Source organism: Pseudomonas graminis, from assembly GCF_001705435.1.
Taxonomy (GTDB): domain Bacteria; phylum Pseudomonadota; class Gammaproteobacteria; order Pseudomonadales; family Pseudomonadaceae; genus Aquipseudomonas; species Aquipseudomonas graminis_B.
The window spans coordinates 198645-225147 of sequence record NZ_MDEN01000059.1 but is presented as its reverse complement, the minus strand read 5'-3'; the positions used below and the strand labels follow the sequence as shown (position 1 = coordinate 225147).

The 26503-nt window shown below is 60.7% G+C and carries 24 protein-coding genes and 1 pseudogene; 12 read left to right on the top strand and 13 right to left on the bottom strand.

Annotated features, from left to right (window positions below):
- The first annotated feature begins 57 nt into the window (after positions 1–57).
- Positions 58–795, top strand: coding sequence for a hypothetical protein (locus BBI10_RS09215; protein WP_065988222.1), 738 nt, complete (start codon positions 58–60; stop codon positions 793–795).
- 128 nt (positions 796–923) lie between these two features.
- Here the strand turns inward: BBI10_RS09215 and BBI10_RS09210 are convergent, their stop codons facing one another.
- Positions 924–1784 carry an SDR family oxidoreductase gene (locus BBI10_RS09210; RefSeq protein ID WP_065988221.1) on the bottom strand — a complete coding sequence of 287 codons (861 nt, stop codon included), beginning with the start codon at positions 1782–1784 and terminating at the stop codon, positions 924–926.
- Between the two features lie 211 nt (positions 1785–1995).
- Between BBI10_RS09210 and exbB the strand changes: the two genes are divergently transcribed.
- The 6 genes from exbB to BBI10_RS09180 all read left to right on the top strand — a co-directional run bounded on the left by exbB (position 1996) and on the right by BBI10_RS09180 (position 8729).
- Positions 1996–2973: a tonB-system energizer ExbB gene (gene exbB / locus BBI10_RS09205; protein ID WP_065988220.1), complete on the top strand. Its 978-nt coding sequence runs from the start codon at positions 1996–1998 to the stop codon at positions 2971–2973.
- Between the two features lie 3 nt (positions 2974–2976).
- A complete protein-coding gene (gene exbD, locus BBI10_RS09200) occupies positions 2977–3402 on the top strand; it encodes a TonB system transport protein ExbD (RefSeq protein ID WP_065988218.1) in 426 nt (141 codons plus the stop codon).
- A complete protein-coding gene (locus BBI10_RS09195) occupies positions 3399–4142 on the top strand; it encodes an energy transducer TonB (protein ID WP_065988217.1) in 744 nt (247 codons plus the stop codon). The genes exbD and BBI10_RS09195 overlap by 4 nt, the downstream gene beginning before the upstream one ends.
- 91 nt (positions 4143–4233) lie before the next feature.
- On the top strand, positions 4234–5163 hold the full coding sequence (locus tag BBI10_RS09190; RefSeq protein WP_065988216.1) for a hydrogen peroxide-inducible genes activator: 930 nt from the start codon (positions 4234–4236) through the stop codon (positions 5161–5163).
- An 8-nt stretch (positions 5164–5171) separates the two neighbouring features.
- Positions 5172–7247 (top strand): ATP-dependent DNA helicase RecG, encoded by a 2076-nt coding sequence (recG, locus tag BBI10_RS09185; RefSeq protein WP_065988215.1) that lies wholly within the window; start codon positions 5172–5174, stop codon positions 7245–7247.
- 87 nt (positions 7248–7334) lie between these two features.
- Positions 7335–8729 (top strand): aminoacyl-tRNA deacylase and HDOD domain-containing protein, encoded by a 1395-nt coding sequence (locus BBI10_RS09180; protein WP_065988214.1) that lies wholly within the window; start codon positions 7335–7337, stop codon positions 8727–8729.
- Between the two features lie 21 nt (positions 8730–8750).
- On the opposite strand, the gene BBI10_RS09175 is transcribed toward BBI10_RS09180, so the two are convergent.
- The 4 genes and pseudogenes from BBI10_RS09175 to BBI10_RS09160 all read right to left on the bottom strand — a co-directional run bounded on the left by BBI10_RS09175 (position 8751) and on the right by BBI10_RS09160 (position 11263).
- Entirely contained in the window at positions 8751–9125 is a 375-nt protein-coding gene (locus tag BBI10_RS09175) for an SCP2 sterol-binding domain-containing protein (RefSeq protein WP_065988213.1), read from the bottom strand.
- Between the two features lie 329 nt (positions 9126–9454).
- Positions 9455–9724 (bottom strand): annotated as a pseudogene (locus BBI10_RS09170) (HU family DNA-binding protein); the annotation flags it as partial.
- Positions 9725–9912: 188 nt separating this feature from the next.
- Complete coding sequence (locus BBI10_RS09165; RefSeq protein WP_065988212.1) at positions 9913–11061, bottom strand: NAD(P)/FAD-dependent oxidoreductase; 1149 nt, start codon at positions 11059–11061, stop codon at positions 9913–9915.
- A 34-nt stretch (positions 11062–11095) separates the two neighbouring features.
- Positions 11096–11263, bottom strand: coding sequence for a rubredoxin (locus BBI10_RS09160; protein WP_032856748.1), 168 nt, complete (start codon positions 11261–11263; stop codon positions 11096–11098).
- Positions 11264–11642: 379 nt separating this feature from the next.
- On the opposite strand from BBI10_RS09160, the gene BBI10_RS09155 reads away from it, so the two are divergent.
- Positions 11643–12221 carry a chorismate--pyruvate lyase family protein gene (locus tag BBI10_RS09155; RefSeq protein ID WP_065988211.1) on the top strand — a complete coding sequence of 193 codons (579 nt, stop codon included), beginning with the start codon at positions 11643–11645 and terminating at the stop codon, positions 12219–12221.
- Positions 12221–13111 carry a 4-hydroxybenzoate octaprenyltransferase gene (gene ubiA, locus BBI10_RS09150; RefSeq protein WP_065988209.1) on the top strand — a complete coding sequence of 297 codons (891 nt, stop codon included), beginning with the start codon at positions 12221–12223 and terminating at the stop codon, positions 13109–13111. The genes BBI10_RS09155 and ubiA overlap by 1 nt, the downstream gene beginning before the upstream one ends.
- A gap of 36 nt (positions 13112–13147) precedes the next feature.
- On the opposite strand, the gene BBI10_RS09145 is transcribed toward ubiA, so the two are convergent.
- The gene (locus BBI10_RS09145) at positions 13148–13528 is read right to left on the bottom strand and encodes a COG4315 family predicted lipoprotein (RefSeq protein ID WP_065988207.1); all 381 of its coding nucleotides are present in this window, start codon (positions 13526–13528) and stop codon (positions 13148–13150) included.
- Between the two features lie 170 nt (positions 13529–13698).
- Here BBI10_RS09145 and phoB point away from each other — a divergent pair, with 170 nt between their 5' ends.
- The 3 genes from phoB to BBI10_RS09130 all read left to right on the top strand — a co-directional run bounded on the left by phoB (position 13699) and on the right by BBI10_RS09130 (position 17179).
- Positions 13699–14388, top strand: coding sequence for a phosphate regulon transcriptional regulator PhoB (phoB, locus tag BBI10_RS09140; protein ID WP_065988205.1), 690 nt, complete (start codon positions 13699–13701; stop codon positions 14386–14388).
- A 90-nt stretch (positions 14389–14478) separates the two neighbouring features.
- Positions 14479–15738 (top strand): phosphate regulon sensor histidine kinase PhoR, encoded by a 1260-nt coding sequence (gene phoR / locus BBI10_RS09135; protein WP_244160331.1) that lies wholly within the window; start codon positions 14479–14481, stop codon positions 15736–15738.
- A 100-nt stretch (positions 15739–15838) separates the two neighbouring features.
- The gene (locus BBI10_RS09130; RefSeq protein WP_065988202.1) at positions 15839–17179 is read left to right on the top strand and encodes a hemolysin family protein; all 1341 of its coding nucleotides are present in this window, start codon (positions 15839–15841) and stop codon (positions 17177–17179) included.
- A 21-nt stretch (positions 17180–17200) separates the two neighbouring features.
- Here the strand turns inward: BBI10_RS09130 and BBI10_RS09125 are convergent, their stop codons facing one another.
- From BBI10_RS09125 to BBI10_RS09095, 7 genes are all read right to left on the bottom strand, one after another.
- Positions 17201–18109, bottom strand: coding sequence for a peptidoglycan DD-metalloendopeptidase family protein (locus BBI10_RS09125; RefSeq protein ID WP_065988199.1), 909 nt, complete (start codon positions 18107–18109; stop codon positions 17201–17203).
- A gap of 307 nt (positions 18110–18416) precedes the next feature.
- Positions 18417–19322, bottom strand: coding sequence for a response regulator (locus BBI10_RS09120; protein WP_065988197.1), 906 nt, complete (start codon positions 19320–19322; stop codon positions 18417–18419).
- Positions 19323–19495: 173 nt separating this feature from the next.
- On the bottom strand, positions 19496–20254 hold the full coding sequence (gene phoU, locus BBI10_RS09115; RefSeq protein WP_037016764.1) for a phosphate signaling complex protein PhoU: 759 nt from the start codon (positions 20252–20254) through the stop codon (positions 19496–19498).
- Between the two features lie 51 nt (positions 20255–20305).
- On the bottom strand, positions 20306–21139 hold the full coding sequence (gene pstB / locus BBI10_RS09110) for a phosphate ABC transporter ATP-binding protein PstB (RefSeq protein WP_065988194.1): 834 nt from the start codon (positions 21137–21139) through the stop codon (positions 20306–20308).
- Positions 21140–21250: 111 nt separating this feature from the next.
- Positions 21251–22921: a phosphate ABC transporter permease PstA gene (gene pstA, locus BBI10_RS09105; RefSeq protein ID WP_065988192.1), complete on the bottom strand. Its 1671-nt coding sequence runs from the start codon at positions 22919–22921 to the stop codon at positions 21251–21253.
- Between the two features lie 15 nt (positions 22922–22936).
- Positions 22937–25222, bottom strand: a complete 2286-nt coding sequence (locus BBI10_RS09100) for an ABC transporter permease subunit (protein ID WP_065988190.1) — start codon at positions 25220–25222, stop codon at positions 22937–22939.
- Between the two features lie 185 nt (positions 25223–25407).
- Positions 25408–26388, bottom strand: a complete 981-nt coding sequence (locus BBI10_RS09095) for a phosphate ABC transporter substrate-binding protein PstS family protein (protein WP_065988188.1) — start codon at positions 26386–26388, stop codon at positions 25408–25410.
- Between the last annotated feature and the right edge of the window lie 115 nt (positions 26389–26503).

The following is a 26503-nucleotide window of genomic DNA, read 5'->3' as shown; positions in this document are numbered from 1 at the left end:
ATCCCGGTGCGGAGCGCAAGCCCGTTCCGCCTCCTCAGAAAAGGAAGGACTCCACCCATGCGTGTTGCGTTTGCCCTCCCGCTGCTGGTCGCACTGCTCAGCGGCTGCGCCAGCCACTCCGACAAAAGCCCGGACGGTACCTGGATCAATCAGGCCGCCATCGACGCCGCAGCCCAAGGCGGTAACCTTCGGCAGGCCCTGCTGGCTCACGGCCCGAATCTGGAATGGAACATCAACACCAAGGCCGGACAGGCCACTGCTTCCAACGGCTTCGAGCTGAGTGAAGGCAAGATCGCCAGCAATGCCGACGGCAAGTTGCGTGTCGACTTTTACGGCAATGCGTCCGATGAGTTGACCATCAAGGGTGATGACCTGGTGCAGCGCGCCAGCGACACGGGCCCCGAGCAACATTTCCGCACGCCCAAGGAAGCAGCGCCGGCCGGCGCCCAACCCGGCACCAGTTTCGAGCGTGCTCTTTACACCGCCTACCTCGGCGGCAAGTGGACCATCGTCAATGGCGAAGGCCAGGGCAGCACGGTTGAGTTCCTGCCAGACGGCAGCGTCAGCGGCCTGCCGGGCAATGATCGCTATGCGCTGTGCCTCGCCGGCGACTGCGCAGCCATGAGCGGTGAGTACGACAGCATGTGGCTGGAGAAGAACGAGCGCGGCAATCCGTGGATCTTCGTGCGCAACGGCAAACAGCTGGAGTTGTTCCAGGCGGTAAATAACGCCCAGGCAACTGAAATGCCGGATCTTCGCCCGGGTGAGCAGCGCTGGGTGCTCGAGAAGAACTGACTATCGCGTACGCATGGTAGGACCGGCTTCAGCCGGGAAGAGGCCAGTACCTACAACCTCAATTTCCCGGTTGTAAGACTGACGCCTTCCCGGCTAAAGCCGATCCTACGAATCGACGCCAACGCTAACTAGTTCGGCTGATCTGCCAGCATCGCCTTATACCCTTCCTTATAAGTCGCATAACGCGGCGTCCAGCCCAGCGCCTTGGCGCGGGCGTTGCTGCAGCGCTTGCTCCCGGTGCGGCGCACGCTGTTTTCATCCGACCACTCCGTGACACCCAGACGCTGACGCATCCAGTCGACCACTTCGGCCAGCGGCGCGGGTGCATCGTCGACGCCGAGATAGCAGTCTTTCAGTGCCACCTCGTCCGATGCTGCTCGCAGCAAAAACGCCAGCAGCCCGGCGGCGTCATCGGCATGAATGCGGTTGCCATACAGCGGCGGGTTGGTTGCAACGGTGTAGCCCTGACGTACCCGGTTCATCAGGTCACTGCGGCCCGGACCGTAAATTCCGGTCAACCTGACAATGGTCGCTGGCACCCCACTGTCCAAGGCCACTTGCTCTGCCTCGCGCATGACCTGGCCCGAGTAACCGGTGGCGTCAACGGGTGACGTTTCATCGACCCACTCGCCTTGCTGTTGACCATAAACGCTGCTGCTGGAGACGAAAAATATCCGCTTGGGTCTCTGGCCGCTGCGCTCGCTCCAGCCCAGTACGTGCCGGAGGCCTTCAACATAAGCCGCGCGGTAACCCGCTTCATCCCGGTCAGTCGGTGTGGCGCAGTAGACCAGGTAATCGAGCCGGCCTTCCGGCCAGTGCGCGGGAATGCGGGCGTCGAACAGGTCGCCGCTGACGCCGAGCACGCCTGCAGGCAGTTTCTCAACGGAGCGGCGCAGGCCGTACACCGTCCAGTCATCAGGCAACAGCTGGGACGCCAATCGGCTCCCGATGTCGCCACATCCAGCAATCAAAACGGATGGCGCTGACATGTCCAATCTCCACATCACTTATTGAATTTCAGCCCGTAAAACGGGCTATAAAACCGACCATTGGGAAGCATTCTCAGGAAAAAAGAGACGCTCTTACTTTTGTTAACAAGAATTACTTGCAATAATAACGGCCCTTTGTTCTCCTCCGCTCGCCTAGCGCCAGCGTGACGCTCTCAGAACGAACACCTATTTCATATCAGGTCGGGCCAGCATGACATCTATTCAAATCCCCGCTTCGTCAATTGCCACTCGAGGTCTGCCATGTGCTGGACGCGCCATTGCCGCGCTGCTGTTCAGCCTGATGTTGACGCCTGTAGCCCTCGCTGACGCCAACGCTCCTGCACAAAAACCCGCCGTACAAGCCGAGGCGCCAGCCGCTACACCGGTTGACCCCGCTACAGCGCCAGGCGTTCAAGAACTGACCCCGGCTTCTGCTCCAGCTGAGTCGCTCGACGCCGCGGCGGAAGATAACAGCCTGGGCATGTCCCACGATCTCTCGCCATGGGGCATGTACAAGAACGCGGACATCATCGTCAAAGCCGTGATGATCGGTCTGGCCATTGCATCGGTCATCACCTGGACCATCTGGATCGCCAAGGGCTTCGAACTGCTCGGCGCCAAACGTCGTCTGCGAAGCGAAATCGCTGCGCTGAAACGCGCGCGTAATCTGGACGAAGCCAGCGCAGGGGCCAAAAAAGAAGGCACCCTTTCCCACTTGCTGGTGCATGACGCACTCGAAGAGATGCGTCTGTCGGTCAACACCCGCGAGCGCGAAGGCATCAAGGAGCGCGTTGCTTTCCGCCTTGAACGCCTGGTCGCCGCCTGCGGCCGCAACATGAGCATGGGCACCGGTGTATTGGCGACCATCGGTTCGACTGCGCCGTTCGTGGGCCTGTTCGGTACCGTCTGGGGGATCATGAACAGCTTTATCGGCATCGCCAAAACCCAGACCACCAACCTGGCCGTTGTAGCGCCGGGCATCGCCGAGGCCTTGCTGGCCACCGCGCTGGGCCTGGTTGCCGCGATTCCTGCCGTGGTCATCTACAACGTCTTCGCCCGCTCCATTGCCGGTTACAAGGCGCAAGTGTCCGACGCTTCGGCGCAGGTTCTGTTGCTGGTTAGCCGCGATCTGGATCACCAGCCTGCGGCCGAGCGCAACCAACCGCCGCACATGGTAAAGATGGGGTAAACCATGGGCCTGCATTTGAAGGAAGGCGATGACGATCTCGCCGAGAACCACGAAATCAACGTGACGCCGTTCATCGACGTCATGCTGGTCCTGCTGATCATCTTCATGGTTGCCGCACCGCTGGCAACCGTGGACATCAAGGTCGACCTGCCCGCCTCTACCGCCAAACCGGCGCCTCGGCCCGAAAAACCGATTTTCCTGAGCGTGAAAGCTGATCAGAGCCTGTACCTGGGCGATGAAAAAGTGGCCCGCGAGCAGATCGGTCAGGTGCTGGATGCCAGGACCAAGGGCAAGAAAGACACCACGATCTTCTTCCAGGCTGACAAAGGCGTCGACTATGGCGACCTGATGGACGTCATGAATGCCCTGCGCGGCGCCGGCTACCTGAAGGTGGGCCTGGTGGGTCTCGAGACGGTCGGCAAGAAATGATCAATACGCGCCAAAAGCTGACGCGCTATAGCGGTAGTCTGTTGTTGGTGCTGGCGGTCCATGCCGTGGCGATTGTCGTCGCATTGCGCTGGCCCTCCTCGCAGGCCATTGAGCTGCCCCCGGCGGCGATGATGGTCGAGCTGGCGCCCGTTCCAGAGCCTGCACCGCCGCCACCGCCAAAAGTCGTGCAACCGCCGCAGCCGCCCGCGCCTGAAGAACAGCTGCCAATTCCGCCAGTCGCCGAGGCGCCCAAGGCCGAAATCGCTGTGCCCAAGCCGGTCAAGCCCAAACCCAAACCACAGCCGCCAAAACCTGTGAAGAAGGTCGAGCCGCCGAAGGAAGAAAAGCCAGCCGACGACAAGCCGCTGGACGCACCGCCGTCCAACGCCAAACCGGAGAAGTCGGCGTCGCCGCAACCCGCTCCGCCCACGCCACCGAGCAATGCATTACCGACGTGGCAGGGTGAATTGCTGAGTCACCTGAGCAAGTTCAAGCGTTATCCGGAAGACGCCCGACGCCGGGGCATGCAGGGCACCAGCAAGCTGCGCTTTGTGGTCGATGGCGAAGGCCGCGTGCTGTCCTATGAACTGGCCGGCGGCTCAGGAAGCGCTTCACTGGACCGAGCGACTCTGGAAATGATCCGCCGCGCGCAGCCATTGCCCAAGCCGCCGCCGGAATTGCTGAAGAACGGGTCGCTGGAAGTCGTCGCTCCCTTCGTTTATTCCCTGGATAAACGCTGAAACCAGAATTTTGTCAGCCGCGACGGGTTGATAACGTGCGTCTATCGATTGCACCCGCTATGCTGGGGCCGCAACTTCATGGACGCACGTTATGACCCTCACAGAATTGCGCTACATCGTTACCCTCGCCCAAGAGCAGCACTTCGGCCATGCCGCTGAACGCTGTCACGTCAGCCAGCCGACCTTGTCAGTGGGCGTAAAAAAGCTGGAAGATGAACTCGGCGTGCTGATTTTCGAGCGCAGCAAGAGTGCCGTACGTCTGACCCCGGTTGGCGAGGGCATCGTGGCCCAGGCGCAGAAGGTTCTCGAACAGGCTCAGGGCATTCGCGAACTGGCCCAGACCGGCAAGAATCAACTGACCGCGCCGCTTAAAGTCGGCGCGATCTACACCGTTGGCCCGTACCTGTTTCCTCACCTGATTCCGCAACTGCACCGGGTCGCCCCGCAGATGCCGTTGTACATCGAGGAAAACTTCACCCACGTGCTGCGCGACAAGCTGCGCAATGGCGAGCTCGACGCGATCATCATCGCCCTGCCGTTCAACGAGGCCGATGTCCTGACGCTGTCGCTGTACGACGAGCCGTTTTACGTGCTGATGCCGGCCGATCATCCCTGGACCCAGAAAAAGACCATCGATGCCTCGGCGCTGAACGACAAGAGCCTGCTGCTGCTCGGCGAAGGTCACTGCTTCCGCGATCAGGTGCTCGAAGCCTGCCCGACGCTGGTCAAGGGCGGCGACGCTGCCAAGCACACCACCGTGGAGTCCAGCTCGCTGGAAACCATTCGGCACATGGTCGCGTCGGGGCTGGGTATTTCCATCCTGCCGATGTCCGCCGTCGACAGCCATCACTACGCGCCCGGCGTGATCGAGGTCCGTCCGCTGTCGCCGCCGGTGCCATTCCGCACCGTGGCAATCGCGTGGCGTGCCAGCTTCCCGCGTCCGAAAGCCATCGAAATCCTCGCTGACTCGATCCGTCTGTGTTCCGTCGCTCGTCCTAAAGCTCAGGCTGAAGCGAGTTAAGGGACGGTATGACGGAGCTGTCTCATGTCTCGGTCACGGCGCTAAAAGGCGTCGGTGAGGCAATGGCTGAAAAGCTGGCGAAAGTCGGTCTTGAGAACATTCAGGACGTGCTGTTTCACCTGCCGTTGCGTTACCAGGACCGGACTCGTGTTGTGCCCATCGGCGAATTGCGTCCGGGCCAGGACGCCGTGATCGAAGGTGTGGTCAGCGGCGCTGACGTGGTCATGGGCAAGCGCCGCAGCTTGCTGGTCAGGATGGGCGACGGCACCGGCGTGTTGAGCCTGCGCTTTTACCACTTCAGCAACGCGCAAAAGGACGGCCTCAAGCGCGGTACCCACGTGCGCTGTTACGGCGAAGCCCGGCCCGGTGCCTCAGGCCTTGAGATCTACCACCCGGAATACCGCGCGATCACCGGCGACGAGCCGGTGGCCGTCGAGCAGACACTGACGCCGATCTACCCCACGACCGAAGGCCTCACCCAGCAGCGCCTGCGGCAGTTGTGCCATCAGAGCCTGTCAATGCTTGGCCCGAAGAGCCTGCCTGACTGGCTGCCGGATGAGCTGGCGCGCGACTATCAACTCGCGCCCCTGGCTGACGCCATTCATTACCTGCACAACCCGCCTGCCGATGCTGACGTCGAAGAGCTCGCCTTGGGCCATCACTGGGCGCAGCACCGACTGGCATTCGAAGAGCTGCTGACACACCAGCTTTCCCAGCAACGCCTGCGTGAAAGCCTGCGCTCGCAACGCGCACCTGCACTGCCACCGGCGAAACGCCTGCCGAAGAAATTCCTCGCGAACCTCGGATTCCCGCCCACGGGTGCGCAGCAGCGCGTCGGCAACGAGATCGCCTACGACCTCAGTCAGCACGAGCCGATGCTGCGTTTGATTCAGGGCGACGTAGGCGCAGGCAAGACGGTCGTGGCAGCACTCGCGGCCTTGCAGGCCCTCGAAGCGGGCTATCAGGTCGCACTGATGGCGCCCACCGAGATCCTCGCCGAACAGCACTTCATCAATTTCACCCGCTGGCTGGAGCCACTCGGCATCGAGACGGCCTGGCTTGCAGGTAAGCTCAAGGGCAAGGCCCGCGCGGCGTCACTGGCGCAGATCGCCGGCGGTACGCCCATGGTCGTCGGCACCCACGCGTTGTTCCAGGACGAGGTGCAGTTCAAGAACCTCGCGCTGGTCATCATCGACGAGCAACACCGTTTCGGCGTTCAGCAACGCCTGGCCCTGCGCAAGAAGGGCGTCGGCGGCTTGATGTGTCCGCATCAGCTGATCATGACCGCCACCCCCATCCCGCGCACCCTGGCGATGAGCGCCTACGCCGACCTCGACACGTCGATTCTCGACGAACTGCCCCCCGGGCGTACGCCGGTGAATACCGTTCTGGTGGTCGACAGCCGGCGCATCGAAGTGGTCGAGCGCGTACGCAATGCATGCGCCGAAGGCCGGCAGGCGTATTGGGTGTGCACGCTGATCGAGGAGTCCGAGGAGCTGACGTGTCAGGCCGCTGAAACGACGTTCGAGGAACTGACCAGCGCGCTGGGCGAGCTCAAGGTCGGCTTGATTCACGGGCGCATGAAGCCCGCCGAAAAAGCCGCCGTCATGGGCGAGTTCAAGCAGGGCAACCTGAATCTGCTGATTGCCACGACAGTGATCGAGGTCGGCGTGGACGTCCCCAATGCCAGCCTGATGATCATCGAAAACCCGGAACGCCTGGGCTTGGCGCAGCTTCATCAATTACGCGGTCGGGTCGGCCGGGGCAGCGCGGCCAGCCATTGCGTGCTGCTGTATCACCCCCCGCTTTCGCAGATCGGTCGCCAGCGGCTGGGCATCATGCGTGAAACCAACGACGGCTTCGTGATTGCAGAAAAGGATCTGGAGCTGCGTGGGCCGGGCGAGATGCTCGGAACGCGCCAGACAGGACTGCTGCAATTCAAGGTTGCTGACCTGATGCGCGATGCAGATTTGCTGCCAGCGGTCAGGGACGCGGCGCAGGCGCTGCTTGAGCGCTGGCCCCAACATGTCAGTCCCCTGCTGGAGCGCTGGCTGCGCCATGGCCAGCAATACGGCCAAGTGTGAAGCAGTCAACGCAATAACAGGGTGTCTCACCTCTATAACAACTAAGCTGGTTATACTTCAGCGATTGTAGGAATCTGGATACAGGCCATGACAGAAGTTGCCCACATCGACGCAACCCCACACTGCCCCTCTATCATTCGGCAGTTGCTGGGCAAAGCCGCTATCAACTTCCGTGAAGTGACTGATGACGAGTCTCTTCCGCTTGATCAAAAAGTGCAGGCCATTCTGGTCGACGATTCCGTTGGCGCGCTGTTCATCCTGTTTCCACAAAACCAATTGCTCGACCTCAATCGTGTTACCGAGTTGACCGGCCGCAAGTTGAAGGCGGTTCCGAAAGAGTCGCTCGAACTCATGCTGCAAAAACATAAACTGGGCACGTTGCCCGGCCTGCCTTCGCTGACCAGCTCGCCTTGCCTATATGAAGAGCGGATTCTGTCCGGCAATACCGTGCTGATCGATTCCGGTGAACCAGGCCTCTTGCTGGAAATCAGCAGCGAGGAATTCAAGACGCTGTTGACCAAGGCCAGCGCTGCCCGCTTTGGCGAGCCGGTGACCTCCGTCACGCCCAACCTCACGCGTCCCGATGACGACCGCGAGGAAATCACCAAAGCCGTTCAGAATTTCACTGCCCGGCGCATCCAGCAGCGTCTGGAGTCCACGGTGGAAATCCCGCCGTTGGCCGACACGGCGCAGAAGATCATCAAGCTGCGTGTCGATCCCGACGCGACCATCGACGACATCACCGGCGTGGTGGAAACCGATCCGGCATTGGCGGCACAAGTCGTGAGCTGGGCTGCGTCCCCGTATTACGGTTCAGCCGGCAAGATCCGCTCGGTGGAAGATGCCATTGTTCGCGTGTTGGGTTTTGATCTGGTGATCAATCTGGCGCTCGGTCTGGCGCTGGGCAAAACCCTGGCGCTGCCCAAGGATCATCCGCAGCAGGCAACGCCGTACTGGCAGCAGTCGATCTACACAGCCGCGATCATCGAAGGCCTGACCCGCGCCATGCCCCGTGCCGAGCGCCCGGAAAGTGGCCTGACGTACCTCGCCGGCTTGCTGCACAACTTCGGCTATCTGCTGCTGGCGCACGTGTTTCCGCCGCATTTTTCGCTGATCTGCCGCCAGATCGAAGTCAACCCGCACCTGCATCACAGCTATGTCGAGCAGCACCTGCTGGGCATCAGCCGCGAGCAGATCGGCTCCTGGCTTATGCGCAACTGGGACATGCCGGAGGAACTGGTCATCGCCCTGCGCTTCCAGCACGACCCGCACTACGCAGGCGAGCATTACAAGTATGCGAACCTGGTGTGCCTGGCGGTGAGACTGCTGCGCAAGGAAGGCATTGGCTCAGGCCCGCTGGAAAGCATTCCGGACGAGCTGCTCGAACGCCTGAAGCTGTCCCGCGAGAAAGCTCAGGACGTGGTGAAGAAAGTACTGGAGGCCGAAGTGCTGTTGCGCGAACTGGCCTCGCAGTTCAGTTAATCCGGAAGTGTCCGGGGAGGACTACTTCTTCTTCCTCGGCTTCAGATACTTCGTCAGCCCCTGAAACCACATCACCAGGCCAGCGTTGCCGGTCACCACGATATTCTTTTCCTGAATGCCCTGCATGAACGCGAGCTGCTTGTTCCGAGCCTGCAGGGTGGCGAAGCCGTAGTCGGCATCCTTGAAAGAAATCACGAAAGCAGGCGCCGCGAAGGTGCCGGCGCGGCTCTTCACGCGTTGATCGCGCACGATGAAATGCCTGGCGATCTTGCCGTCAGCCGTCTGCAACTGGAACGCCAGATCCTTCCCCGCAAGTTGCTGTTGAAACGCGGGATTATTGCGACTGGCGCGGGCCATCAACAGGCCCAATATCCAGAGTAGAAAACGAAACTTCATGCGTGGGCCTCATGGGGTCAGCGGCAGTTTGGGTGACCAGGCGCAGTGTAGCGAGCTTGATTGACCGGTGAACAAGCAGAACCGGTCAGTCGCAAAGTGGCGGACTGGACGAAGCGCACAGGTCCAGCACGGTTGATTCATCGGGCATAAAAAAATGGACATGCCGACTGATCGGCATGCCCATTTCCGCGCTGCTCGCCCCCCGCAGAGCGCTCAGCGAATTACTTTTTCTTTGCTGCGGGTGCCTTGGCCGCTGCGGCCTTGGCTGGCTTGGCATCTTTGGCGGCTGCTGCCGGCTTGGCTGGTTTCGCTGGCTTTGCCGCGTCCGGATTAACGCTGTCTTTGAGAAACTTGCCCGGCTTGAACGCCACCGTGTTGCTGGCCTTGATCTTGACGGGCTCACCGGTCTGAGGGTTCTTACCGGTGCGGGCGCCACGATGGCGCTGCAAGAAAGTGCCGAAGCCAACCAGTGTGACACTGTCCTTCTTGTGCAGCGCGTTGGTGATTTCGTCGAGCACGGCGTTGAGGACGCGATTGGCTTGTTCTTTGGTGAGATCTGCTTTCTCGGCGATAGCCGCTGCGAGTTCTGGTTTACGCATATGAAGCCTCTTTTACGGTTTTTTGTTTTTATGTCCCGTGCAGCCCTTGCGGACAGCGAGCAGGTGCCGCAACAGCTCTACGTTGCGGCAGACCGGAATGAGAATGGCACGCCACCGGGGCCCGCGCCAGTACGTGAGCCACGATTGTTTCAACTAAAAGATGGCTTATCCGACAGAACGACTGTTAATCATGCCAGCAGCGGGGGCAAAGCCTTGTTCAGGGCGAGCTTGTCCATCACCGCAGCGCCTGTCAGCGCGTAACCCAGCAGGTTGCCGTCGCTGTCGCAGCACAACGCTTTGATATCGGCGCCCTCACCTTCCACGGTCCAGACACCTTCCGAGCCCTTGGGCGGCGGGGACACTACCAGCGGGCAAACCGGCGTTTTCACCGTCACCGGCATTGGGCCATATTTGACGGCTGTGGGTGTACCAGCGAGGGTCTGCGCCAAGGCTCGGGCGCAGTTCATCAGCGGCATGACGTAAAGCAGGTTCAGCCCATCCACTTCAGCGCAGTCGCCCAGCGCGTAGATGTTTGCGTGGGACGTCTGCAAATGCCGGTCGACCACAATGCCACGCCCGACTTCCAGGCCCGCCGCTGCGGCGAGATCAGTGCGAGGACGCAGGCCTATGGCCGACACCACCAGATCGCAATGCAGCACCTCGCCATCGGACAGGTGCGCTTCGAGCCCGGTGTCGGCACGATCAAGCCGAGTCATCAAAGGTCCGAGGTGAAAACGCGCGCCCAGGCTTTCCAGCCCGGCCTGTAATGCTGCGGCGGCCGCAGGAGGCAGCAATGTCGGCATCACCTGCTCGCATGGCGCAACGAGGTCGATTTCGTGGCCGCCCAAAATCAGATCGTTGGCAAACTCACAGCCGATCAGGCCTGCGCCGAGGATCAACACCCGCTTCTTGCCGGCTGCTGCGGCGCGGAAACGCGCGTAATCCTCAAGATCGTTGATCGGGAATACGGCGTCGCAAGCATCACCCGCCACCGGCACGCGGACGGTTTCCGCCCCCCAGGCCAGAATCAGGTCGCGGTAGGCCACCGCTTCCTCGCCGATCCACACACGCTTATGACCCGGATCGATGCCGCTGACGCGGGTGTGCGTGCGTACCTCGGCCCTGAGCTGCTCAGCCATGGCGCCCGGCTCGGCCATGCTCAGTCCGTCGGCTTCCTTGTTTTTGCCAAAGCCGGTGGAAAGCATGGGTTTGGAGTACGAACGGCCGTCATCGGCGGTGATCAGCAACAGCGGCGTCTCGCCATCCAGCTTGCGAAATTCGCGAGCGAGGTTGTAGCCGGCCAGCCCGGTACCGATGATCACGACAGGTGCGTTCATTCACTTCTCCAGCGGGGTCTTGGAAGTCGGCGGATCAGCCGATTTCGATCATTTCAAAATCCATTTTGCCGACGCCGCAGTCAGGGCACAGCCAGTCTTCCGGCACATCCTGCCAGAGCGTGCCCGGCGCGATGCCGTCATCCGGCCAACCGTCGGCTTCGTTGTAAATCAGGCCACAGACTACGCATTGCCACTTTTTCATCGTTCGGTTCTCTTGGTTTCACGCTAGACGTCCCGGACGCTCCGCTGTCGTCGCGAAGTTTATCGAATGGGTCAGGCCTTTTACTGATCACAGCGCCATGACGCAAGTTTCATTGATGTACAACGCGTGTACTTTCCAGTGGGAGCTGGCTTTAGCCGGGAAGGCGTCAGTGGCCTCACCGCGAAATCGAGGGTGCTCACACCGGCCTCTTCCCGGCTGAAGCAGGTCCCACGAATACTCCGCGCATCGCCAGGTGGACTGGCTTTAGCCGGGAAGGCGTCGGGGGCGTCGGCGCAAACGGGTGGGTGCTCCGGTCGTCGGTCAAAAATCGCAATCATGCTAAGCTCGCCGCCTCGATTGCCGCCTGTGTTTGTCTCCCGTGATCCAGCAAACCCCTGCATTTCCAGCGCCCGAGTGGCTTTTGCGCGATCAATTGATCGGAGCACCCTCGACCGCCGTTCTTGAGTGGCTTTTCCACGAAGATTCCTTGACCCGACGCCTGACCCGGCTCTCTGACGACCATTTTTGCGTCGAACCGCAGTTCGAAGGCTGGCAGCCCCTGCGTGACGATGAATGCGCCGCGCTGCAATTGCCTGAGGGCAGCGAAGGCTGGGTGCGTGAGGTCTACCTGCTGGGCCGCAATGAAAGATGGGTGTTTGCCCGCAGTGTCGCCGCTCGCCGCGCGCTGGAGCAGGATGGCCTGCACATGGACGAACTCGGCACCCGGTCACTGGGCGAGTTACTGTTCAGCGATGAAGCCTTCGCCCGCGGCCCGCTGCAGGTCTGCCGCTATCCTGCGCAATGGCTGCCCGAGACGGACGCACAGCAGGGCTTGTGGGGACGCCGCTCCTGTTTCAGCCGAGGGAACTTGAGCATTCTGGTAGCGGAAGTGTTTCTGCCCACTGCATGGCGTGCCATCGAACCCAACGCTCCACTGCATGCTCAAGAGGGCCGCTGATGTACCTGTCGTTGCTCAAATCCCTGAACCGTCTGCACCCGCGCGCCTGGGACTTCATCCAGCTCACGCGCATCGACAAGCCCATCGGCATTTATCTGTTGCTGTGGCCCACCTTGTGGGCCGTCTGGATTGCCGGCAAAGGCTCGCCATCCCTGAGCACGCTGCTGATTTTCGTCGTCGGCGTGTTCCTGATGCGCGCGGCGGGCTGCGTGATCAACGACTTCGCTGACCGCAAGGTGGACGGCCACGTCAAACGCACCGAGCAGCGGCCTTTGGTCAGCGGCAGGGTGACGTCAAAAGAAGCGCTGATCCTGTTCGCGGTACTGGTGGGAGCGAGCTTTGTGCTGGTCTTGTTCACCAACGCGACGACGATCTGGCTGTCGTTCGGCGGGCTTGCTCTTGCAGCCACTTACCCCTTCATGAAGCGCTACACCTATTACCCGCAGGTGGTGCTGGGTGCCGCGTTCTCGTGGGGCATGCCGATGGCGTTCACCGCCGAGACCGGCGAGCTGCCCGCTGCCGCCTGGCTGCTGTACATCGCCAATCTGCTGTGGACGGTGGGATACGACACGTATTACGCGATGACGGATCGCGAGGACGACTTGAAGATCGGCGTGAGATCCACCGCCGTGCTGTTCGGCGATGCGGATCGGGTGATCATCCTCACGCTGCAATGCCTGGCGTTGTTTTGCCTGATGCTGGCGGGTGCGCGCTTCGAGCTGGGCCTGTATTTCTTCATCGGTCTGCTGGTAGCGGCGGGATGCTTCGCCTGGGAGTTCTGGTCGACGCGGGACAAAGACCCGCAAGCCTGTTTTAAGGCCTTTCTGCACAACCATTGGGCGGGGCTGGCGATTTTTGTCGGGATCGTGGCGGACTACGCGCTGCGCTGACCAATTCGGACGCACGCAGCGCTTTAAGCGATCAGATTATGGCTTGGCGATGTGCCAGACGTCGCCCTTGCCGTCGCCGGTTTTGTCGCCAGCGGCCTTATCGCTTTTGAAGAAGTACAGCGGCTTGCCCTTGTAAACCCACTGCGAAGCACCGTCATCGCGCTTGATAATGGTCCAGTCGCCCTCAGGCTTGTCGCTGGCCATGGCAGTCAGCGGCGGCCAGTTGGTTGCGCACTGATCGTTGCAAACGGACTTGCCTGCCGAGGTGTCTTTATCAAAGGTGTAAAGGGTCATGCCTTTGTGGTCGGTGAGCATGCCGTCACTGGTCATCGCGGGCGCGGCAGCGAATGCCATCCCGGAAGATGCCAACGCTGCTGCCGCCAAAAGGCGCATCAGAGCAGAAGAAATTTTAGCCATGGATGAATCCTCTTCTTGTTTGTCGTTGTATGGACATTTCTTGTAGGACAAGTCCCCAGCTTAGCCCTAGACCGGCGAATACGCCTAGCGCGAACTAACCTGTCACACGACTGCAATAATTCCGTTATCTAATGCGCCCCAAGACAGTTAAATGACAAGAGGTTCGAGGCATGGCTGGCAGGAGCATTCTGATCGTCGACGACGAAGCACCCATACGCGAAATGATTGCCGTCGCGCTGGAAATGGCTGGCTATGACTGCATTGAGGCTGAGAATTCGCAACAGGCCCATGCCGTGATTGTCGACCGCAAGCCGGACCTCATCCTGCTGGACTGGATGCTGCCCGGTACATCCGGCATTGAGCTGGCCCGTCGTTTGAAGCGTGACGAGCTGACCGGTGACATCCCGATCATCATGCTCACGGCCAAAGGCGAGGAGGACAACAAGATCCAGGGTCTTGAAGTCGGCGCCGATGATTACATCACCAAACCCTTTTCTCCCCGCGAACTGGTCGCCCGGCTCAAGGCCGTGCTGCGGCGAGCTGCCCCGAACGATGGCGAATCGCCGATCGAAGTGGGCGGTCTGCTGCTGGACCCGATCAGCCACCGCGTGACCATCGACGGCACACCTGCCGAGATGGGCCCGACCGAATACCGCCTGCTGCAATTCTTCATGACCCACCAGGAACGCGCCTACACCCGCGGGCAGTTGCTCGATCAGGTCTGGGGCGGAAACGTCTACGTGGAAGAGCGCACCGTGGATGTCCACATCCGGCGTCTGCGCAAAGCCCTCGGCGAGGCTTACGAAAATCTGGTACAAACCGTCCGCGGTACTGGCTACCGCTTCTCCACCAAAAGCTGAAAACGCTTTTGGCAGCGATTCAGACCGCTGAAGACAAGGACGCGTTAATTGAATCACAACTGGCATGGCACCCTGATCCGGCACTTGCTGATGTTGGTCACAGCCTCGCTGTTGGCCGGTTTGATCAGCGGGCATTACGGCGGGTGTCTGGCAATCGGTCTGGGGCTGTATCTGGCCTGGACCCTCAAACAGCTGCTACGCCTGCATGACTGGCTTCGCCATCACAAACCCGACGAGCCGCCACCCGATGGCTATGGCTTGTGGGGGGAAGTCTTCGACAGCATTTACCATCTGCAACGACGCGACCAGCGCGTGCGTGGCCGCCTGCAAGCAGTTATCGACCGTGTTCAGGAATCCACTGCCGCGCTGAAAGATGCCGTGATCATGCTCGACAGCGACGGCAACCTGGAATGGTGGAACCGCGCGGCAGAAACCTTGCTGGGCCTGAAGACGCCCCAGGACAGCGGGCAACCCGTAACCAATCTGGTCCGCCATCCGCGCTTCAAGGAGTACTTCGCCCACGCCAACTACGCCGAACCGCTGGAGATTCCTTCGCCGGTCAATGACCGCCTGCGCATTCAGATGCTGATCACCCGCTACGGCAACAACGAGCATCTGATGCTGGTGCGCGACGTGACGCGCATGCACCAGCTGGAGCAGATGCGCAAAGACTTCGTCGCCAACGTGTCCCACGAGCTGCGCACACCATTGACGGTGATCTGCGGCTATCTGGAGACGCTGCTGGATAACGTCGAGGACGTGAACCCGCGCTGGGTCCGTGCGTTGCAGCAAATGCATCAGCAAGGCGGACGCATGCAGACGTTGCTCAACGACCTCCTGCTGCTGGCCAAGCTGGAAGCCACCGATTACCCGTCCGACAACCAGCCCGTGGCCGTGTCGTCGCTGCTGCAAAGCATCACCAATGATGCTCAGGCCCTGTCAGGAGACAAGAACCAGCAGATTACCCTGGAGCTGGAAAGCGACGTCAGCCTCAAGGGCAGCGAGGCGGAGTTGCGCAGCGCGTTCTCCAACCTGATCTTCAATGCGGTCAAATACACGCCGGCTGAAGGCAAGATCCGCGTCCGCTGGTGGAGTGACGGGCGTGGCGCCCACCTGAGCGTGCAGGACTCCGGCATCGGTATCGACAGCAAACACATTCCGCGCCTGACCGAGCGCTTCTACCGCGTCGACTCCAGCCGCGCGTCAAACACCGGCGGCACAGGCCTGGGCCTGGCGATCGTCAAGCACGTGCTGCTGCGCCACCGTGCGGCACTGGAAATCAACAGCGTCCCCGGCAAGGGCAGTGTGTTTATCTGCAACTTTGCCCCGGCGCAGATGACCAAAGCCTAGGCAAGCCTGTAGATAGCCGCTAAATTGCGTCCCTTGTGCCCTCCAATTGTGAGGGCTTGTTTCATTCCACACCTCAAAACGGAACCTGCAAAACCCCATCATGGACCCTTCCCCTGGTATCAGCCTGGCTTCACTCTTCGCCGATTTCGGCATGATTCTTTTCGCAATGGTGTTGGTTCTGCTCAACGGATTCTTCGTTGCGGCCGAGTTCGCCATGGTCAAACTGCGCTCGACTCGTGTTGAGTCCATCGCCGACAACAACGGCTGGCGCGGACGCATTCTGCGCACCGTTCACAGTCAGCTCGATGCTTACCTGTCGGCTTGCCAGCTGGGTATTACGCTGGCGTCGCTGGGTCTGGGCTGGGTCGGTGAGCCGGCGTTCGCGCACTTGCTGGCCCCTTTGCTCGAGACGGTAGGCGTGGAGTCGCCTGAAGTCGTCAAAGGCGTGTCGTTCTTCAGCGCCTTTTTCATGATTTCGTACCTGCACATCGTGGTGGGTGAACTGGCGCCGAAATCCTGGGCCATTCGCAAGCCCGAGCTGTTGTCGCTGTGGACCGCGGTGCCGCTGTACCTTTTCTACTGGGCGATGTACCCGGCCATTTACCTGCTCAACGCCAGTGCCAACGGCATTCTGCGCATCGCTGGCCAAGGCGAGCCCGGCCCTCATCACGAGCATCATTACAGCCGTGAAGAGCTCAAGCTGATCCTGCACTCAAGCCGCGGTCAGGACCCCAGCGATCAGGGCATGCGCGTGCTGGCCTCCGCTGTGGAAATGGGCGAACTGGAAGTGGTGGACTGGGCCAACTCCCGCGAAGACATGGTCTCGCTGGAGTTCAACGCCCCGCTCAAGGAAATCCTCGCGATGTTCCGCAGGCACAAGTTCAGCCGGTACCCGGTGTACGACTCAGACCGCAACGAGTTCGTGGGTCTGTTGCACATCAAGGACCTGCTGCTGGAGCTGGCGGCACTGGATCACCTTCCCGAGTCCTTCAACCTCGCCGAGCTCACGCGGCCGCTGGAGCGCGTCTCCAAGCACATGCCGTTGTCGCGTCTGCTGGAGCAGTTCCGTCAGGGCGGCGCGCACTTTGCGCTGGTTGAAGAAGCTGACGGCAAGATCATCGGCTATCTGACGATGGAAGACGTGCTGGAAGTGCTGGTGGGCGATATCCAGGACGAACACCGTAAGGCCGAGCGCGGGATCCTGGCTTATCAGCCGGGCAAGCTGCTGGTACGCGGGGACACGCCGCTGTTCAAGGTCGAGCGCCTGCTGGGCATCGATCTGGACCACGTGGAAGCCGAAACCTTGGCAGGCCTGATCTACGACAGCCTCAAGCGCGTGCCTGAGGAAGAGGAAGTCATGGAAGTCGAAGGCCTGCGCATCATCATCAAAAAGATGAAAGGCCCGAAGATCGTGCTGGCAAAGGTGCTCAAGCTGGATTGAACTGCCCGTCAGAGCAGATGATCAATTCCCGCCAATCGCGAAGTTGGGCAGGCTCTGGACCGGTTGCGAGAATTCGTACGGGATCGACTCCAGCGCCAGCCCGACATTGCGCTGCACCACGAAGTGCAAATGCGGGCCGGTGCTGTTGCCGGTGTTGCCGGAGCGCCCGAGCGGCGCGCCCACTGCCACATGCTGGCCTTCCTTGACGCTCACCGATCCCTGCTGCAAATGCAGATAAACGCCCATCGTGCCGTCGTCGTGCAGGATGCGCACGAAGTTGCCGGACGGATTGGCGCCTCGGCCAGTTTGGGCATTTTCGGTTTTGATCACAGTACCGCCTCGCGCAGCGATGATTTGCGTGCCTTCAGGCATGGCAATGTCGATCGCATAGCGGCTCTTGGCACCTATGTGGCTGTAGGACCCGTTGGCACCCTGACTGATGCGAAACGGCCCGCCCACCCACGGCAACGGATAGCGATAGGCAAATCCACTCGCCGAGACGCCCCGCTGTGGGTCGCCAACGATCGATCGCAGACTGGGCTTGTAGGTCATGGCCTTGCTGGCGACTTGCGGGCTGAGGGCGATGAGGCGTTCGTTGCTGCGCGCCGCGATGGTGCGGCGAATGACTTGGTCGGACACCCCCACCACGTTCTTCACCCCGGCCAGACGCAGCTCGACTTCCACGGGTGCGTAAAGGTCGTTTCGCACGTACAGGCTGTCGCTGCCATTGGCTTTCTTGACGCTCAGGCGCACCTGGCTGTCGATGCGCTCGACCATGCGCTCGCGAAGCTTCATCACTTGCGCGCCACGCACGGGCTGGTCGGTAAACGACACCACGCCATTGGCATCGGTGAACCGATAGATCGTGACTGCCCCGGCGGTCTGCGTCGCCAGCAGTAAGGCACAGACAACCAGCACGCGCTCTAACATCGGGATAGACCTGGTGAGTGGACGATTGGCGCCCAGCCTAACAGCGATGCCGACGCAATTGGACTCATCCGAATCAATCGGTAATAGACGAAGCGTCAAGGAAATCGCGTCAGCATGGGGCGCGATCGGAATTGCAAATTCTATGCTAGGTAGCGTGAGAGCGAGCTTGCTCGCGAAGATGGACTCCCGGCCGCTGCAAATTTAGCGGATTTACCGGTCTCTTCGCGAGCAAGGTGGAGCACCACCCCGGTTGCTCCCACATAGTGAGCACTCGCCGGAAAATCAGCACCCCTGACGTGGCAGCGGATCAGGCACCCGGCACGAAATGCTTCTGCGCAGTGCCACGGGCAATCAGGCGCGAGAGGTAATCGAGCTTCTGGGTGTCCTTGTCGACGAAGCGGAAAGTGACCTGCAGCCAGTCGCTGTCGGGCTTCTGCTCGAAGGCGGCAATCGCGTGCAGATAGCCGTTGAGACGCGCGACCTCGGCGTTTTCACCCTGTTCCAGATCGAGCACGGCGCTCTCCAGGATCTGCGGCAGCACCTCGCCACGGCGGACCAGCAGCGACGCTTCCTTGAGCGTCAGCGCCTTGATCACACAGGGCTGGTTCCCGCTCGGAAGACGCAACTGACCCTGACCACGACCCGTCGGTGCAGCGGCTGGAGCAGCCTTGGCCATTGGCTGGACCGCAGGCTGAGCCGCCTGCGATGCCGCCGAAGCAGCGGGTGCCGTATTGACGACCTCAGGGCGATTACCGGTCAAAGCGCTGAGCGAGTCATTGGCAAACGCCGCATTGGCGCGGGCCGGACCACTGGACATCAAGGCATCGAGCTTGCCGACCTTGTGCAGCGCTTTTTTGACCTTGGTCAGCAGTTGTTCGTTGGTGAACGGCTTGCCGATGAAGTCCGATACGCCGGCCTGGATCGCCTGGATGACGTTTTCCTTGTCACCACGGCTGGTGACCATGATGAACGGCATGGTCTTCAGGTTTTCCTGCTGGCGGCACCAGGTCAACAATTCCAGCCCGGACATTTCGGGCATTTCCCAATCGCACAACACCAGATCGAACACTTCACGGCTCAACAGCACTTGCGCCTTGCGGCCATTGACGGCGTCTTCCAGCGCGACGCCTGGAAACGCGTTGCGCAGTCCTTTCTTGACCAGATCACGGATGAACGGTGCGTCATCCACCACCAATACACTGACTTTACTCATCGACGCTCCTGATGGCGTGTTCACCGCAAAGGCGAGCATTCGCTGGCGGGCGGCCAGCTGCCAAACTGTTTGACGACACCGGGACTTTTATTCGCGGGTGACTTGAAAAAATACGGGCAGACCGGAGAAACAAAAACGCCCGGCGGTCGCCAGGCGTTTTTTCTCAGGCAATCTTATTTATCGTCAGGCGCGTCCAGAACATTAATCCTTTCGGCGGTCAGACCTTTGACTTCTTCCTGCATGCGCTTGAGGCCCAGGTGGCGAACGTCGGTACCGCGCACGAGGTAGATGACCAGTTCGGAGATATTCCGCGCGTGGTCACCGATGCGCTCCAGCGAACGCAGCACCCAGATCACATTGAGCACGCGGGAGATCGAACGCGGATCTTCCATCATGTAGGTGACCAGCTCACGCAGCGCCGTCTTGTACTCGCGGTCGATATTTTTGTCGTACTGCGCAACGGACAACGCCAGATCGGCATCGAAACGAGCGAACGAGTCCAGTGCATCGCGCACCATCTTGCTCACCTGATCGCTGATATGGCGCACTTCGACGTAACCGCGCGGCGACTCACCCTCCTCGCACAGCTGAATCGCACGGCGGGCGATCTTGGTGGACTCATCGCCGATACGCTCAAGGTCGATGACCGACTTGGAGATGCTGATGATCAGACGCAGGTCGGAGGCAGCAGGCTGACGACGGGCCAGAATGCGCAGGCACTCTTCATCGATGTTGCGCTCCATCTGGTTGATGCGGTCGTCCACCTCGCGCACTCGCTGGGCCAGGCCCGAGTCGGCTTCGATCAACGCGGTAACGGCGTCGTTGACCTGCTTCTCGACCAGACCACCCATTTCCAGCAGGTGGCTGCGAACTTCTTCCAGTTCAGCGTTGAACTGCTGGGAGATGTGATGTGTATGGCTGTCTTTGATCATGAGTGTCCGTCCGATTGATTGCGCGGTGGTTCAAGGCTGACGAAACACGTGCTAGCCGTAACGACCGGTTATGTAGTCTTCAGTCTGCTTTTTGGTCGGATTGGTGAACAACGTATCGGTGTCCCCGTACTCGACCACCTTGCCCATGTGCAGAAACGCGGTGTAATCCGACACGCGCGCGGCCTGCTGCATGTTGTGGGTAACGATCACAATGGTGTATTTGGATTTCAGTTCGTAGATCAGCTCTTCGACTTTCAGGGTCGAAATCGGGTCGAGCGCGGAGCACGGCTCATCGAGCAGCAGCACTTCAGGTTCGACGGCGATGGTGCGGGCGATCACCAGACGTTGCTGCTGACCACCGGAAAGTCCGAGCGCCGACTCATGCAGGCGGTCCTTGACCTCGTCCCACAGTGCGGCGCCGCGCAACGCCCATTCGACGGCTTCGTCGAGCACGCGCTTCTTGTTCACGCCTTGAATACGCAGCCCGTAAACCACGTTTTCATAAACGGTCTTGGGGAACGGATTGGGCTTCTGGAAGACCATGCCGACCCGGCGACGCAACTCGGCGACGTCCTCGCCTTTAGTGTAGATGTCGTGGCCATAGAGCTTGATCTCGCCCTGAACGCGACAGCCGTCCACCAGATCGTTCATGCGGTTGAAGGTGCGCAGCAACGTGGACTTGCCGCAGCCGGACGGCCCGATGAACGAGGTGACGCGTTGTTTCGGGATGTTCATCCGGATGTCGAACAGCGCCTGCTTCTCGCCATAGAAGAGATCCAGCCCCGGCACTTCCAGCGCAACGGCTTCGTTCGCCAGATCCAGCACCTGGCGCTTGCGACCCAGGGCCGACATGTTGATGCCGTGGGCGTGGGGTTCGTGTTGCATGGTCTCTCTCCGTTCGTAGCTGCAAGCCTTTAGCCGCAAGCTGCAAATGTGGTGCTGATACGGTATGCGGCTTTTCAGCTCGCCGCTTGAAGCTTGAAGCTTGTCGCTGACTCAGTCTTCAAACGCCTTGTACTTGTCGCGCAGGCGGTTGCGAATCGTCACCGCCGAGAGGTTCAGCAGCGCAATCACCAGCACCAGCAGCAGGGCCGTGGCGTACACCAACGGGCGCGCGGCCTCGACGTTGGGGCTTTGAAAACCGACGTCGTAAATATGGAAACCCAGGTGCATGATCTTCTGATCAAGGTGCAGGTACGGGTAATTGCCGTCCAGCGGCAACGACGGCGCCATCTTGACCACACCCACCAGCATCAGCGGCGCCACTTCACCCGCTGCCCGTGCCACGGCCAGAATCAGGCCGGTCATCATGGCCGGGCTGGCCATCGGCAGAACGATCTTCCACAAGGTTTCGGCCTTGGTCGCGCCCAGGGCCAGCGAGCCCTCGCGCAGCGTCAGCGGGATGCGCGCCAGGCCTTCTTCGGTGGCGACGATCACCACCGGCACGGCGAGCAGCGCCAGAGTCAACGACGCCCAGAGCAGGCCGGGCGTGCCGAACGTCGGCGCCGGCAGGGCTTCGGGGAAGAACAGTTGATCCAGAGAACCGCCCAGCACGTAAACGAAAAAGCCCAGCCCGAACACGCCGTAGACGATCGCCGGAACGCCCGCGAGGTTGTTCACGGCGATGCGGATCAAGCGTGTCATCACGCCCTGACGTGCGTACTCACGCAGATACACGGCCGCGAGCACGCCAAAGGGCGTCACGATGACGGCCATGATCAGCGTCATCATCACGGTGCCGAAGATAGCCGGGAAAATCCCGCCCTCCGTGTTGGCCTCGCGCGGGTCGTCGCTGAGGAACTCCCAAAGCTTCTGGAAGTAGAACCCCAGCTTGGTCATCGTGCCCATGGCGTTGGGTTGATACGCGTGAACCACCTTGCCGATGCTGATCTCGATTTCTTTGCCGTTGGCGTCACGGGCCGTCAGGCTGTCACGATTGTATTCGGCGTGTAACGCGCCAAGCCGCGACTCGACGTCTTTGTAGCGGGCGTCGTATTCGGCACGCTCGGTGGCCATGTCGGCTTGGGCCGCTGCGTCGAGTTCGCCGTTCAGCTCAAGCTTGCGCGCTCGCAGACGCAGCCGCTCGATCCCGTGGTTGATCGCGCCGATCTCGCCCTTTTCCAGGTCATCCAGCTGATCGGAAATCCCCTGCACGCGCTCGATACGCGCCTGCAGTTGCGGCCATGCGGCTTCGCCTTGCGCGACGACTTTGCCGTCTTCCTTGACGTTGACCAGATAGCCGTAAAAGTTGCCCCACTCGCGGCGCTCCAGGGTCATCAATTCTGCTGGCTTGCGCGGGTCCTTGAGCCACTCGCCAATGACCCAGTTAAAATCGCTGGGGCTGATGTCCCGGTTGCCGACCTTGAACAGATCGCGGGTCATGAACTCCGGCCCCCGATCAGGGACTGGCAACCCGGCGGCCTTGAGCCTGGCGCGCGGCACTTGTTCAGACTGAACCAGCTCGCCCACCAGCACGTGGCTTTCCTGTCCGGGAACGTCGTATTGGGCGGAAATCACATCGGCGGGCCAGAAGTGTCCCAGCCCGCGCACGGCGATCACTGCCAGCAGGCCGATGGTCATGATCACCGCGATAGACACCGCGCCCGCGCTCAGCCAGACGCCGGGGGCGCCACTGTTGAACCATCGCTTGAGGGAGGTCTGCTTCATCGGTTTCAACCTGCCCTAAAGAGACGAATACTGCTTGCGCAGGCGCTGACGAATCAGCTCCGCCAAGGTATTCATGACAAATGTGAACATCAGCAGCACCAGGGCGGCGAGGAACAGCACGCGATAATGACTGCCGCCCACTTCCGACTCGGGCATCTCCACCGCTACGTTGGCCGCGAGCGTGCGCATGCCTTCGAACAGGTTCATGTCCATGATCGGCGTGTTGCCGGTGGCCATGAGCACGATCATGGTTTCGCCGACGGCGCGCCCCATGCCGATCATCAGCGCAGAAAAAATCCCCGGGCTGGCCGTGAGGATCACCACCCGAACCAGCGTCTGCCACGGCGTGGCGCCGAGGGCCAGTGAGCCGAGCGTCAGACCGCGCGGTACGCTGAACACGGCGTCCTCGGCGATCGAGTAAATGTTGGGGATGACCGCAAAGCCCATGGCGATCCCGACCACCAGTGCGTTGCGCTGATCGTAGGTGATGCCCAGGTCGTTAGTGATCCACGAGCGCATGTCGCCGCCGAACCACCAGTTTTCCAAGTGCGGGCTCATGCTCAGTGAGACCCAGCCAATCAGCAGAATGACCGGAATCAGAATCGCGCTTTCCCAACCGTCGGGCACCCGCAGACGAATCGAGTCAGGCAAGCGCGTCCAGCCGAACCCTGCCAACAAGATGCCGATGGGGGTAAAGATCAGCAGGCTAAAGATGCCCGGCAGATGCCCTTCCAGATACGGTGCCAGAAACAGCCCGGCGAAGAACCCGAGAATCACCGTCGGCATCGCTTCCATCAGCTCGATGATCGGCTTGACCTTGCGGCGCATGCGCGGCGCCATGAAGTAAGCGGTGTAAATCGCCGCAGCGACGGCAATCGGTGCGGCCAGCAGCATGGCGTAGAACGCGGCTTTGAGCGTGCCGTAAGTGAGGGGTGCGAGGCTGAGCTTGGGCTCGAAATCACTGTTGGATGCGGTGGATTGCCAAACGTATTTGGGTTCGTCGTAGTTTTCGTACCAGACCTTGTCCCACAGGGCGCTCCAGGAAATCTCCGGGTGCGGGTTTTTCAGGCTCAAGGGCAGCAGCTTGCCGCTGTCCTCAACGACGATGCGATCCGCCCGCGGCGACAAGCCCATCACGGCCGGGCCGCTGGCAATCGGGTCGATCAGCAGCGTGCGGTGAGCGGTGCTGTGGAACACACCGAGCTTGCCGGAGGTGTCCATGGCGATGAAGCCCTTGCGGCGTTGCTCGGCGGTGATCAGGGAGATCGGTGCGCCGCTCATTTTGAAATCCCGAATGTGCTGCAGATGCATCTCGCCATCGACGTCCCGCGCCATGAACCACTGCGCGATATTGCCTCGGGAACTGCCGATCACCAGAGAGACGCCACCGACCAGTTGCGTGCTCGCGGTAGTTTCGGCATCGGCGTCTTCAAGCAGTTTGTAGCGGCCGTTCAACGTGCGATCCCGCAGGTCGAACACATCCACCAGCGCGCGACCATTGATCACGTAAAGCCACTGCTGGCGTGGGTCGACGTAGATGGCTTTAACGGCCGCCGACAGCTGCGGCAGCTCGATTCGGTTCTGCTCGCGAGTCGTTTCGCCCGTCATCAGGTTTTCAGACTGGGTCAGCGACAACACGTGCAGCTGGGGACCGGTTGCGCCGGCCAGAATCAGGGTGGTGTCGCTCGCCTTCAGACTGACGTGCTCGATCGCCCGCCTCCCTTCGTCCAGCACCAGCGGCGTCTCGCCGTAGGGATAGGTAATCGTGGGGGTGATGGTTTTTTTGCTGTCGGGATAGCTGATCGGGTAAGCGTGCTTGAACACCAGCACCTGGCCGTTGGACAGGCCAACCGCGATCAAAGGCTTGCCGGGCTGATCCTGTGCCACCGACGTCACTTTCGCGCCAGCAGGGATCGGCAAAGCCATTCGGGAAATCTCGCCGCCGTCCTTGAGGTGGAAAAACAGCGCTTCGCCCTTGTCGGACACGCGCATGGCGACCTGATTCTGCTCTTCGATGGCCAATACCATCGGCTTGCCGGCATCCTGCAGCCAGGCAGGCGTTTGAGCATCGCTGCGCGTCAGTTTCGCCCCTTGGAACAACGGCGCAACGACGTAAGCCAGATAGAAGAAAATCAACGTGATGGCGGCCAACACGGCAAGACCACCGACTAAGACGTACCAACGCGTCAGACGGTCTTTGAGCGCACGGATCCTGCGCTTGCGTTGCAGCTCGGGCGCATTGAAATCGATGCGCCCGGGACGGGGGTTTTCGGTCATTGATGAATTGGCCAAATCATTCATGCGCACACCGTAGCCGCTGTGTATGACAAATACATGACAGCGAGGTGACGCAAAAAAGCCCGCCGCCCCTGAATCGGGGCAACGGACTGTTCAGTGTTCTGCGAGCCTCGTTCCATAAGGCCTTTGTCGTTTGTGGCGGGACGAACCTGTCACCCCGCTTCAGGGTTGTCTGGGCAGCGTGCTCGCTACCGTTCTTGTAGCCCCAGATCAGCCAAGGCTTTGCTAGCGACCTTGGCTGGTAACGGAATGTACCCGTCTTTCATGACAACTTCCTGACCTTGTTTTGACAGGATCAATTTGACGAACTCGGCTTCAAGCGGATTCAACGGTTTGTTCGGCGCTTTGTTGACGTAGACATAAAGGAAGCGCGCCAGTGGGTAGGTGCCATTCAGCGCGTTGGCTTCGTTGTCTTCGACGAACTCGCCGCCTTCTTTTTTCGCCAGGGGTACGGTTCGCACGCTGGACGTTTTATAACCAATGCCCGAGTAGCCAATGCCGTTCAGCGAATTGCTGATGGAGCTGACCACTGACGCTGAGCCGGGCTGTTCGTTGACGTTGGGTTTGAAGTCGCCCTTGCACAGCGCCACTTCCTTGAAATAACCGTAGGTGCCGGAAACCGAATTACGCCCGAACAACTGGATGGCCTTGCCGGCCAGATCCCCCGTCACGCCCACATCGCCCCAGGTTTTTGCATCGGTTCTGGCGCCGCACAGCCGGGTGGCGGAAAAGATCGCGTCGACCTGCTGCAGCGTCAGGCCCTTGATCGGGTTGTCCTTGTGAACGAACACTGCCAACGCATCCACCGCTACGGGAATCGCCGTCGGTTTGTAGCCGTGCTTCTGCTCGAAGGCCGACAATTCGCCGTCTTTCATCTTGCGGCTCATGGGCCCCAGGGTCGCAGTGCCCTCAGTCAATGCGGGCGGCGCTGTCGAAGAGCCGGCGGCCTGAATCTGGATGTTCACGCTTGGGTATTCTTTCTTGTAGGCCTCGGCCCACATCGTCATCAGGTTGGCCAGTGTGTCGGAGCCCACGCTGGACAGATTCCCGGAGACCCCACTGGTTTTGACATAGGGCTTGATTGCCGGGTCGACGGCGGCACAGGCATTGCCGACAGTCACGCCAGCCGCCGCGAAAGTCAGCGCCGTCATCAAACGTTTGAAGGTCATGCATTGCTCCTGGCGAGGTGAAGAGTGCCGCCATCGCTGATGGCCATGTGACCACTCTATGACCGGAATATGACAATCAAATGAAAGGCGCCAGTCATAACGACTGGCGGCTTCG

Bases quoted from the DNA above. Each gene is read 5' to 3' on its own strand.
- ubiA (WP_065988209.1), top strand. From the start codon at position 12,221: ATGTACCTGTCGTTGCTCAAATCCCTGAACCGTCTGCACCCGCGCGCC.
- phoR (WP_244160331.1), top strand. From the start codon at position 14,479: ATGTTGGTCACAGCCTCGCTGTTGGCCGGTTTGATCAGCGGGCATTAC.
- recG (WP_065988215.1), top strand. From the start codon at position 5,172: ATGACGGAGCTGTCTCATGTCTCGGTCACGGCGCTAAAAGGCGTCGGT.
- pstA (WP_065988192.1), bottom strand. From the start codon at position 22,921: ATGAAGCAGACCTCCCTCAAGCGATGGTTCAACAGTGGCGCCCCCGGC.
- exbD (WP_065988218.1), top strand. From the start codon at position 2,977: ATGGGCCTGCATTTGAAGGAAGGCGATGACGATCTCGCCGAGAACCAC.
- BBI10_RS09180 (WP_065988214.1), top strand. From the start codon at position 7,335: ATGACAGAAGTTGCCCACATCGACGCAACCCCACACTGCCCCTCTATC.
- pstB (WP_065988194.1), bottom strand. From the start codon at position 21,139: ATGCAACACGAACCCCACGCCCACGGCATCAACATGTCGGCCCTGGGT.
- BBI10_RS09130 (WP_065988202.1), top strand. From the start codon at position 15,839: ATGGACCCTTCCCCTGGTATCAGCCTGGCTTCACTCTTCGCCGATTTC.
- BBI10_RS09190 (WP_065988216.1), top strand. From the start codon at position 4,234: ATGACCCTCACAGAATTGCGCTACATCGTTACCCTCGCCCAAGAGCAG.
- BBI10_RS09175 (WP_065988213.1), bottom strand. From the start codon at position 9,125: ATGAAGTTTCGTTTTCTACTCTGGATATTGGGCCTGTTGATGGCCCGC.
- BBI10_RS09195 (WP_065988217.1), top strand. From the start codon at position 3,399: ATGATCAATACGCGCCAAAAGCTGACGCGCTATAGCGGTAGTCTGTTG.
- phoB (WP_065988205.1), top strand. From the start codon at position 13,699: ATGGCTGGCAGGAGCATTCTGATCGTCGACGACGAAGCACCCATACGC.
- BBI10_RS09160 (WP_032856748.1), bottom strand. From the start codon at position 11,263: ATGAAAAAGTGGCAATGCGTAGTCTGTGGCCTGATTTACAACGAAGCC.
- BBI10_RS09165 (WP_065988212.1), bottom strand. From the start codon at position 11,061: ATGAACGCACCTGTCGTGATCATCGGTACCGGGCTGGCCGGCTACAAC.
- BBI10_RS09145 (WP_065988207.1), bottom strand. From the start codon at position 13,528: ATGGCTAAAATTTCTTCTGCTCTGATGCGCCTTTTGGCGGCAGCAGCG.
- BBI10_RS09125 (WP_065988199.1), bottom strand. From the start codon at position 18,109: ATGTTAGAGCGCGTGCTGGTTGTCTGTGCCTTACTGCTGGCGACGCAG.
- phoU (WP_037016764.1), bottom strand. From the start codon at position 20,254: ATGATCAAAGACAGCCATACACATCACATCTCCCAGCAGTTCAACGCT.
- BBI10_RS09215 (WP_065988222.1), top strand. From the start codon at position 58: ATGCGTGTTGCGTTTGCCCTCCCGCTGCTGGTCGCACTGCTCAGCGGC.
- BBI10_RS09120 (WP_065988197.1), bottom strand. From the start codon at position 19,322: ATGAGTAAAGTCAGTGTATTGGTGGTGGATGACGCACCGTTCATCCGT.
- BBI10_RS09100 (WP_065988190.1), bottom strand. From the start codon at position 25,222: ATGAATGATTTGGCCAATTCATCAATGACCGAAAACCCCCGTCCCGGG.
- BBI10_RS09095 (WP_065988188.1), bottom strand. From the start codon at position 26,388: ATGACCTTCAAACGTTTGATGACGGCGCTGACTTTCGCGGCGGCTGGC.
- exbB (WP_065988220.1), top strand. From the start codon at position 1,996: ATGACATCTATTCAAATCCCCGCTTCGTCAATTGCCACTCGAGGTCTG.
- BBI10_RS09210 (WP_065988221.1), bottom strand. From the start codon at position 1,784: ATGTCAGCGCCATCCGTTTTGATTGCTGGATGTGGCGACATCGGGAGC.